The sequence below is a fragment of the bacterium genome (genome assembly GCA_040757115.1).
Taxonomy (GTDB): Bacteria; UBA9089; CG2-30-40-21; order CG2-30-40-21; family SBAY01; genus JBFLXS01.
In genome coordinates this window covers 1-8,655 of record JBFLYA010000158.1, presented here as the reverse complement: position 1 = coordinate 8,655, position 8,655 = coordinate 1, and the positions used below count along the sequence as shown (strand labels likewise).

Genomic DNA, 8,655 nt, shown 5'->3' with positions numbered 1-8,655 from the left:
ACAACAAATAAATATTAAATATCAAATATCAAATATCAAATATAAATATCAAAATGCAAATTTACAAATCAAATTTCAAAGAGGAAGTAGCAGGGTTTCTCAAAGAGTTGGAGGAATTTGGTAATATTTTTGCTTCAAGTATTTTAACGCTGAAAGGAAAGAGATAATTTTACATTTTGATATGTAATTTTTATATTTGCTTTTTGCATTTTGCTCTTTGGAGGAAATTGATAAAAATAGAGGTTTTAAATACCCGCTTAAAAACTACAGTTTCCTATTTTTGCAGAACCCTGCCTGCATCAACTTAGAGGAGGTAAAAATAAATGAACAAAGTAATATCTATTGGCTTAGCGTTGATATTGGTGGTGAGTATGTCTTCTCTCGGAAATACTGAGTCTATTAAGGAACATCCGGAGGAGTCAAAATATCACCATCAGAAGTGTAGAGAGAGCAATGTTGACCATCCACAAGATATGGTCAGGCTACTAAAGACACATCTTGACCTCAATCAGGAGCAACGAAGTAAAATCCGAGAATTAACCGTTGCCAACAAAAAGGAGATAATTCCTCTTAAATCTTCTGTGGAAGTGACAAAAATCGAGATTCATGAGCTATTAATGGCAACTGAGAGTGACGAGAAAAAATTGCAAGATAATCTTGACAAACTTGCTGATTTAAGAAGTAAAATAGAGAAGAGTCGCATCCAGCTTATTCTGGAAATCAAGAAAATCTTGACCAAAGAACAGCTGGAGAAACTTTCCATGATGCCGCCCTTTGAATCACACTGCCCAATGAGTCGGTAATCAGTTAGCGGTAATCGGTAATCGGTGATTGGTAATACTGGTCACCGATTACCCGATTACCTTATTTATCTGGAGGAAAAAGATTTTGAGATATACAAGAGTGGCAATAATCGCTATTCTTTTACTTGTTTTTTCAAGTGTCTATGGGCAAACTACATTAACTTTAAATGATTGTATAAACCTTGCCCTGAAAAACAATCTGGATATAAAGGTGCAAGGATTTAATCCCAAAATCGCCCAGAAAACAATCAATATTGAAAGGGCATCCTTTGATAAAAATCTGGTTTTGAAATCAAACCTTGCGGGTGCTGACTCTCCTACCACAGAGGATTTATCCATTGGAATATCACAAAAACTCTATTGGGGAACAAATTATAATATAGAACTTAAGTCCCAAAGGCAAAAGGAGTCAAGCCCTTCTTACCAATCTGACCTTTCATTATCCCTGACTTAAAAGAAGTTTCATCTTGCCTCTCTATCTCTTCAACCGCGGTAAAAAGGGATAAAAAAGGAGATTACATTGTCCTTCTTAAACATCAAACCCGTCCTCAAAGGGTTGAAGTTGGATTAAAAACAGAGGATAGATATGAAATAACTCAAGGATTAAAAGAAGGACAAATAATCATTGGTAATTTTTCCCTGATTAAACAGGCAAAAGAGGTGCCAAAAGGGCTTTTTATGCCGCCACGAGGCAATAGAGATAGACAAATGAGAAGGATGGGAAGATGATTATCCTGAAAAATATCTTTAAGATTTACAAACTTGATGGGGTAGAAATTACTGCCCTTAATAATATCTCCCTTAATCTTGAACCAGCCGAATTCACCAGCATTATGGGAGCATCCGGAAGTGGTAAATCTACTTTACTTAATATCATCAGTTGTCTGGATGTCCCAACTAATGGTTCTTATAAATTTTTAGGACAAGAGGTGGGTAACTTAAATGAAACAGAGCTGGCGAAGATGAGGAATAAATCCTTTGGCTTTATATTTCAGAGTTATAACCTGTTGGCGAGAACTACAGCTTTAAAGAATGTAGAAGTGCCTATGATTTATGCCGGGATAAAAAAGAAAGAAAGATTGGAAAGGGCAAAAGAGGCACTTAAATCCGTTGGTCTCATTGATAGGATGAACCATAAACCATCTCAATTATCCGGCGGTCAACAACAGAGAATTGCCATTGCCAGGGCATTAGTTAATCGTCCAAAGATTTTATTAGCCGATGAGCCCACGGGAAACCTTGATTCAAAATCAGGCAGGGAAATAATGGAACTTTTAACCAGGTTAAATAGTCAAGGTAATACCATCATTATGGTCACACACGATGTCAATGTAGCCAGGTTTGGCAAAAGAATTATTGAATTGAAGGATGGAGAGATTATAAGAGATGGATATATTTGAAGGAATAGCAATTGCAGAAACTTCTCTTAGAGCACATAAACTCCGTTCTACACTTACAATCCTCGGAGTAATAATTGGTGTCTGTGCGGTAATCACAATGATTGCCGTAGGGAAAGGGGCAAAAAGCCAGATAAGGGAAAGTATTAGAAGCCTTGGGACAAATCTATTGATGGTTAACCCTGGTCAGTTTGGAAGAGGACATTCTTTTCCTGCTGGAGGCACTACGGTTAAAAACTTGACCTTAGCGGATGCAAATATCTTTAAAGAAAAAATTAGCTTAATAAAAGAGGTTTCACCCGAGTTGAGAAGTAGAGTAAAGGTTAGTTTTGAAAATATGACTACGGAAACCCAATTAACCGGTGCGCTACCATCATTTTTAAAAGTTAGAAATTACCAAATAAGCCAGGGGAGAAATTTTACCCAAACGGAATTAAAAGGGAAGAAAAAAGTATGTATATTGGGGAAAGAGGTAGTAAATAATCTTTTTGGTGAATATGAGCCTCTAAGTAAGAAGATAAAGATAAAACAACATAGTTTTGAAGTAATTGGGGTATTGAAAGAAAAGGGTTCCCAGGTAATGGGAAACCCGGATGATGTCATCTATATTCCTCTATCAACTATGCAAAGACGGATTTTGGGACAGGATAATATCTCGGTAATCTATATTGAGGTTAAAGATGAAAGAAATATGGACGATGTTTGCGATAATATCACCTATATCTTAAGGCAGCGGCATAATTTAAAAGAAAAAGATGATGATGATTTCACGGTTAGAAGTCAGAAAGATATGCTCCAAACCATGCAAAGTGTTTTGGGGACATTTACGATGCTTTTAACCAGTATTGCGGCTGTATCGCTGTTAGTTGGTGGAATAGGCATTATGAACATTATGTTAGTCTCTGTCATAGAGCGGACAAGAGAAATAGGGATAAGAAAGGCACTGGGAGCGACTCCAACTGATATTCTAATTCAATTCTTAATTGAGGCGATGATTTTAAGCTTGACTGGCGGGTTGGTGGGAATAATATTGGGTATTATGGTTGCGAAAATAATCTCGATGATAGCTGGCTGGACAACAATTATCACATTCGGTTCCATACTTCTGGCATTTATCTTTTCTGTTTCTATTGGGGTCTTTTTTGGGTTATACCCGGCAAAAGGAGCCGCAGGCTTGAAACCAATTGAGGCATTGAGGTATGAATAAAAGGGAAAATAGGGGACGTTGGCAATACTGTTCGGCATGATTTTTGCTATAGGGATAAAGGAAGGGGTATCTGAGGGTAGGGATAGAAGAATGGTTTAAATTTGCTACAACGACCTATCAAGAGATAGTCAAGGAAACGGATGATGGTGGTCCTTTTAACCAAAGAGAGGGTATGATGAAGGGAAGGAAGACAATATTTGACAACTGCGTATTGGTCTATGACATAAGTTTTTGCTATCTTGTTTCCTGCAACTGTTTTTGGTGGTAGCCGCAACCTTTAGGTTGCGAAATGGTTGCAGGCTCGGTGCACCTATGCCAAGCATGGGTCGTTCGCCTACCAATCTGGCAAAAACAAATGTCACAGACCAGTATTGACTTAAGCAAAGAGGAAGAAAATGCAAGTTAAAGGTTGTGGATAGCTATAACAGGATAGCAAGAAGTGGGGTACATTTTATGCACCATTTTGTTGGGTTAGCATAGGGTTAGAGCATCCAACAGACTTTCTATCCTTCGCAAACCTGTCTTACTTGAGTGATGTATCAGCCGCAAGCTTGTGGTATCCACGAAGCGGGTTGTGCGAATTATTGACAGCGTATTAGTCCTGGTTTGCCAGTAGAGGGTTAAAAACCGACCATGAACCAGTAAAGGCGGTTAGTTTAGGTTTCTTCTTTTTAGGTTCTTTAAGTTTTTTGATATGCTGGCTTAGTTCTTCCTCATTAGCCCAGCCCAAAAAATAGAAGCATAACATTTCGAAGGTGCGTTTATTAGGCTTGCAGCCAGTCCAGAGGGTAATTAACATACTGGCGATAAGAGCACAGTAGACCTGAATAGAGACACCATTCTGGGAAAGGGAGATGAGATGGGTGCAGCCGAGGATACACTTAAACCAGCGGAAGAAAAGCTCTATCTGCCATCTATAGCGATAGATAAGAGCTATTATTTCAGCAGATAAGTCCATGCGGTTAGTGACAATAACAAAGGTATAGTCAGACTCAGTCGTTCTGAAGGTCTTTTTGCTTGAGACCCTTGATGTTCTTGGTCTTGAACTATTACCCTCATGAAAGACCTCAATAACTCGAACAGGAGAGGTAATGGTATCTTGTTTGCTTTTGCAGCCTAATCGAACGACTATATCTTTTTTAACCCCTGCTTCTTTGTCAGCATCAGTTAAAAGTCTTTGTTCAGCAATATCATAAACAGCGTTATCTTTCAACCTGGCAACAAAAGAACTCTGGGCATCTATAATCTCCTGAAAGAGTTTATATTCGCTATATCCAACATCCAGAGTATAGATTTTATCCGGAGAAAGGAACTCTCGCAGGACAGTTTTTTCATTAGCATTGGCATGAGTAATTTTGGCATTAAGAGGGATATTTTTAACGATATTAAATTCAAGGTGAAGTTTACCTGCCCGATGATTGTCGTCAAGCCATAATGCCCAGAGCATCTTAGGCAAAGCAGCCAGGAGTGTCCCATCTACAGCTACAAGAGTCTGTTGCAACGCTCTAAGTTGAGGGTCTTTCTCTAAGGGGATAGCTTTGCTTGTTAATTCTTTAATTAAAGGGGCAATCAGCTCAGCATCAAAAACAGAACTTGCTTCAGAAAGAGAGCCAAGACTTACACCTTTTTCAACACCAAGCAACTTCTTAACCTTATCAAGGTGAGAAACCTGTTGAATTCCACGAAGACTATCTATAATAGGGTTAAAGAAGTATAATAAAATAAGGCTGAGATATTGGTCTAAATGAAGCTCTCGATTATGATGGTCTTTAACCAAATGAAAGCGTTCGAGAAAAGGGATAAACTTATAAAGGGGCTTGAATCCCTGAAGGTCTTCCTCCCTGATCGCATGCTTCTTTTTAAGTTTTTTGTCCTTCATAACTGAATCATTAACCATGATTCAATTATAACATAAAAGGATAAAAATGTCTAGAATTTTTTCTCCTTTAATATCAATGAGTTACGACACTTTAATAAAATAGTTTAAGCAAAAATCATGCCGAACAGTATTGATTGTGTCCCCGAAATTTGCCTATTAGTGCCCTCCTGATTTTAAGATTCCACTTGCGGCTAAGACTAAAACAGCAACCTCAAGAATTGCTATTACCACATAGGGAGTATCCTTTTTTCTCATGAGAATAGGTAATATCACCAGATAACATAAGACTGTAAGCCCGGCAAGGAGGGCTATACCTACAAAAGTCAGATAATCTCCTTTACCTACCATTGCTAACCATTCCCATCCTATAGGAGCCTGAAAGTTATGTATAAAATCTTTTGATGCCATACCCCCAGTATTTCGGTATTTCCTGAGGAGGAATAAATGACGATAGCATCCCTGACATATACACTATAAAGGTCACCACAATAAGGGTAAGTCCCAGGTACATTCCAATATCTAATATTTGTGCGTATCTTATCTGCTCTTCTGATGATCGCGCCGTCGCAGAGCATGGCTCTCTCGTCGTCCGCAACGACTAACGCGCCGTACTCACTTCTCAACCAGGGCCCCTGGCAGGCCGGCGCCGGCAAACGGCAGGTCTACTTCGTGAAAGCTGTTCCTCCGAATGACGATACCAACGCAGCGTGGGCCGACGTCGATGCCGACGCGGGAACAAGACAATGTGTTCCTCTCCACCACTACGTCCTCGACCAAGGGAGGACCATCGCCGTCGGCTACCCCATGGACACGGATCTTAGCATTGGAGTCGAGCTTATTCCCCCGAATCACAAACCCCAGGGCCAATGGCCATTTCCATTCCAGTTTTCCGCCTCCCCAGGAGAAACCTTGAACGCCGATCACCGAGTGACCTTGCCCGTAGTCGTAGCCTCGAATCTCGAATGGGGTGTAGCCTTCAACCACCTCATTGTCGAGGTACTGAACGAAGAATTGAGGCTGGGTGTCTTTCTCATCTTTGGAGCCACCCGGATAGCGTGCAGCATGACTGAAGAACCCGCCCGCCCGTACGCACCGGTTCTGTGCAACGATAGAATCCATAGCCGTGCCGTAAAACTGGAAAGCGATTCCGACATCCTCCATGGTGTTACCGAGGATTAGCAGATGTGCTACGGTGTGGTTTACGCCAATGATAGAGTCGCTTGCCGGAATCACGTCCCACTGTCGGTCAAGCGTGAGCGTTCGCTCGTCGTTGGCTATCACACCTCGCCATTGACCTTTCCCTGCACCGTCGAGGACAAAGCATGTATGACCCACTATCTCATTCGGCTTGAAGCTCACACCTTCCGGAAGAGTTACTGAACTAATGCCCGAGGCCACAACCGGCCCAAAGTATTTGCCGCTCGCCCCATCAGTCGTCATGCCCTCTCGGTCATGATAGTAAACGTTATTGAGGAAGTTTCGAGCAAAATAGGCATTGCGCATCGGCAGTTGGTAGGACCAAAAGGTTACACCGGAGCGAACCATATTGTCAGCGCCGATGAACGAGTTGTCCTCACAGATGACACCATCGCAGCCATCAAAGTTCGCCCATCCGCACCGCCCAATGGAGAAGCGGTTTCGAGTAATCTGTGCACCCTTGGCTTCGACGAGATTAAAGACATTACCCGAACTGTAGAAATCGCAATCACTGACTTGTATGTTCCTGCCCCCGAACGCAAAGAGGAAGCCCACAGCCCCGTAGCCGCCATCCCTCGCTGTTTCAGTGAAAAGTTGATTTGCTTGAGCGATGCTCAGGTGCCCCCCGTAGAGGAGCCACCGCATCCTGACGCGCCGCAAAAATATGTTGCCGGCATGCTCACCTGTCTGCTTCACTTGGGGTATGGCTACTGCGCCCTGGCGGGGGATGTCTGCCAGAATGCCGTTGTTCGCCGCAACGAACGTGAGCGTGAGGTCCTCCATGCCAAATTGGTTCGTTCCAAGAATGACTGCCTCCAAGCGATTGTCCAGGGCACCGGTCCAGAAGAGGTGCACCAGATCTTGTCGCTCCCCCCGGAGTACGGTCTTAGGCGGCACTTCGAGTGCGGCACGAAACTTGTAGTCGCCACGGGGAAAGTAGACGACTCCCCCCACCCTCCTCCTTTGCCTTTCTGAGTGCTTCGCCGACTACTGCGGTATCATCGGACTCGCCGTCACCCTTCGCGCCGAGCTTGCGCACGTTGAAGATCGTGTTAGACCAAGCCTCAGGCCTCACAACCGAAATCTTCAAAGGCCGACTCCAGCCCCATTTGCCACCAAAGCCGTTATGGACAAAGACCTCGTAGTCTCCCGCAGGTAAGTGCTTCGGGAGTTCTGCTCTGGCTGAGTAACAATCGGCCTTTGCAGAAATAGCCACGCCCCTCGCCCCTCTGAGGAACACTGTTGTGATCGCACGACCGCTCCATCCCAGACACCTTCCAAAAACTCGCACCCACCCTCCAGGACTGGCCGCTTGACCTCTGTCCCCCTGACACCACCACACATCTGGACGGTTTAACCACACCACCGCAGTGCGACCTTTTGGCGTCTCTAGTTGAACGCCAAAGACGCCCGGCTTCAGATTCTCTGGAAGAACAAACTTGACCGAATGATCGCTGGACTGGAGCGGGCCCACGGAGCGCACACTGCCACGCGGCACGAAGCCCTCTCGGCCGGGCCCTCCGCGGGGACCATCAGCTAGTCGCACAACACGGATGTTCTCCGCACCGGACAGCCCCGCGCCATATCCGAGCACCAGATCCCCGGGCCAAACAGGATCGGAGGTCCAGAAGACGATAGGCAGCGGTCCCTTAGCTGGGTCAGCCCCGAAAGAACCGACAGCCCCGGCAAAAAGCGATAGCGCAAGCACCAATGTCGCCGCTCCAAACTTTGTTTTCAGTCGAGTAGACATCTTCAACACCTCCTCAGTGCTTAATGCCCCTCACAGAACCGAACTTGTGGATTCTTCCCATTCGGCTCTTCAGTTATACCTCCTCAATACGAGCCCCGTTAGAAATTCATTTCTAAACGGGGCGAGGATAGAGTATAAAATTGGTGATATATCCTAGTACTGTGTTAAGTAAATTTTTTCACAGTTTTTTCTAAAGTTTTGCTGATAAAATGACGATAATTCCACGTGGGCATAGAAATTTTAAGGAGGAAAGAATTATGCAAAAAAGATATCCACGTGGTCCAAAACCAAATTCATTTGTAACCGTTCAGGCTATATATCAAAAGTGTAAGAAAGGGGATAAGGAGATAAGAGTGATATGGAGATAAGATAATAGAAATAGATTGAAATTTATAGAAATAGGTAGAAATTGATTGTGGAAA

Annotated in this window: 7 protein-coding genes; 4 read left to right on the top strand and 3 right to left on the bottom strand. The window is 43.3% G+C overall.

Annotated features, from left to right (window positions below):
* Nucleotides 1-323 precede the first annotated feature (323 nt).
* From AB1422_13180 to AB1422_13165, 4 genes are all read left to right on the top strand, one after another.
* Nucleotides 324-803 carry a periplasmic heavy metal sensor gene (locus AB1422_13180; protein MEW6620263.1) on the top strand — a complete coding sequence of 160 codons (480 nt, stop codon included), beginning with the start codon at nucleotides 324-326 and terminating at the stop codon, nucleotides 801-803.
* Nucleotides 804-888: 85 nt separating this feature from the next.
* Complete coding sequence (locus AB1422_13175; GenBank protein MEW6620262.1) at nucleotides 889-1,257, top strand: TolC family protein; 369 nt, start codon at nucleotides 889-891, stop codon at nucleotides 1,255-1,257.
* 271 nt (nucleotides 1,258-1,528) lie between these two features.
* The gene (locus tag AB1422_13170; GenBank protein ID MEW6620261.1) at nucleotides 1,529-2,203 is read left to right on the top strand and encodes an ABC transporter ATP-binding protein; all 675 of its coding nucleotides are present in this window, start codon (nucleotides 1,529-1,531) and stop codon (nucleotides 2,201-2,203) included.
* Nucleotides 2,190-3,407, top strand: a complete 1,218-nt coding sequence (locus AB1422_13165) for an ABC transporter permease (GenBank protein MEW6620260.1) — start codon at nucleotides 2,190-2,192, stop codon at nucleotides 3,405-3,407. Before AB1422_13170 ends, AB1422_13165 begins: the two co-directional genes overlap by 14 nt.
* 595 nt (nucleotides 3,408-4,002) lie before the next feature.
* Here AB1422_13165 and AB1422_13160 read toward each other — a convergent pair.
* The 3 genes from AB1422_13160 to AB1422_13150 all read right to left on the bottom strand — a co-directional run bounded on the left by AB1422_13160 (nucleotide 4,003) and on the right by AB1422_13150 (nucleotide 7,437).
* Nucleotides 4,003-5,304, bottom strand: a complete 1,302-nt coding sequence (locus AB1422_13160) for an IS4 family transposase (protein MEW6620259.1) — start codon at nucleotides 5,302-5,304, stop codon at nucleotides 4,003-4,005.
* 138 nt (nucleotides 5,305-5,442) lie between these two features.
* On the bottom strand, nucleotides 5,443-5,694 hold the full coding sequence (locus AB1422_13155) for a hypothetical protein (protein ID MEW6620258.1): 252 nt from the start codon (nucleotides 5,692-5,694) through the stop codon (nucleotides 5,443-5,445).
* Between the two features lie 204 nt (nucleotides 5,695-5,898).
* Entirely contained in the window at nucleotides 5,899-7,437 is a 1,539-nt protein-coding gene (locus AB1422_13150) for a hypothetical protein (GenBank protein MEW6620257.1), read from the bottom strand.
* Between the last annotated feature and the right edge of the window lie 1,218 nt (nucleotides 7,438-8,655).

Excerpts from the sequence above, each read along its gene's own strand:
- AB1422_13180 (MEW6620263.1), top strand. The coding sequence starts at position 324 with ATGAACAAAGTAATATCTATTGGCTTAGCGTTGATATTGGTGGTGAGT.
- AB1422_13170 (MEW6620261.1), top strand. The coding sequence starts at position 1,529 with ATGATTATCCTGAAAAATATCTTTAAGATTTACAAACTTGATGGGGTA.
- AB1422_13165 (MEW6620260.1), top strand. The coding sequence starts at position 2,190 with ATGGATATATTTGAAGGAATAGCAATTGCAGAAACTTCTCTTAGAGCA.
- AB1422_13160 (MEW6620259.1), bottom strand. The coding sequence starts at position 5,304 with ATGGTTAATGATTCAGTTATGAAGGACAAAAAACTTAAAAAGAAGCAT.
- AB1422_13155 (MEW6620258.1), bottom strand. The coding sequence starts at position 5,694 with ATGGCATCAAAAGATTTTATACATAACTTTCAGGCTCCTATAGGATGG.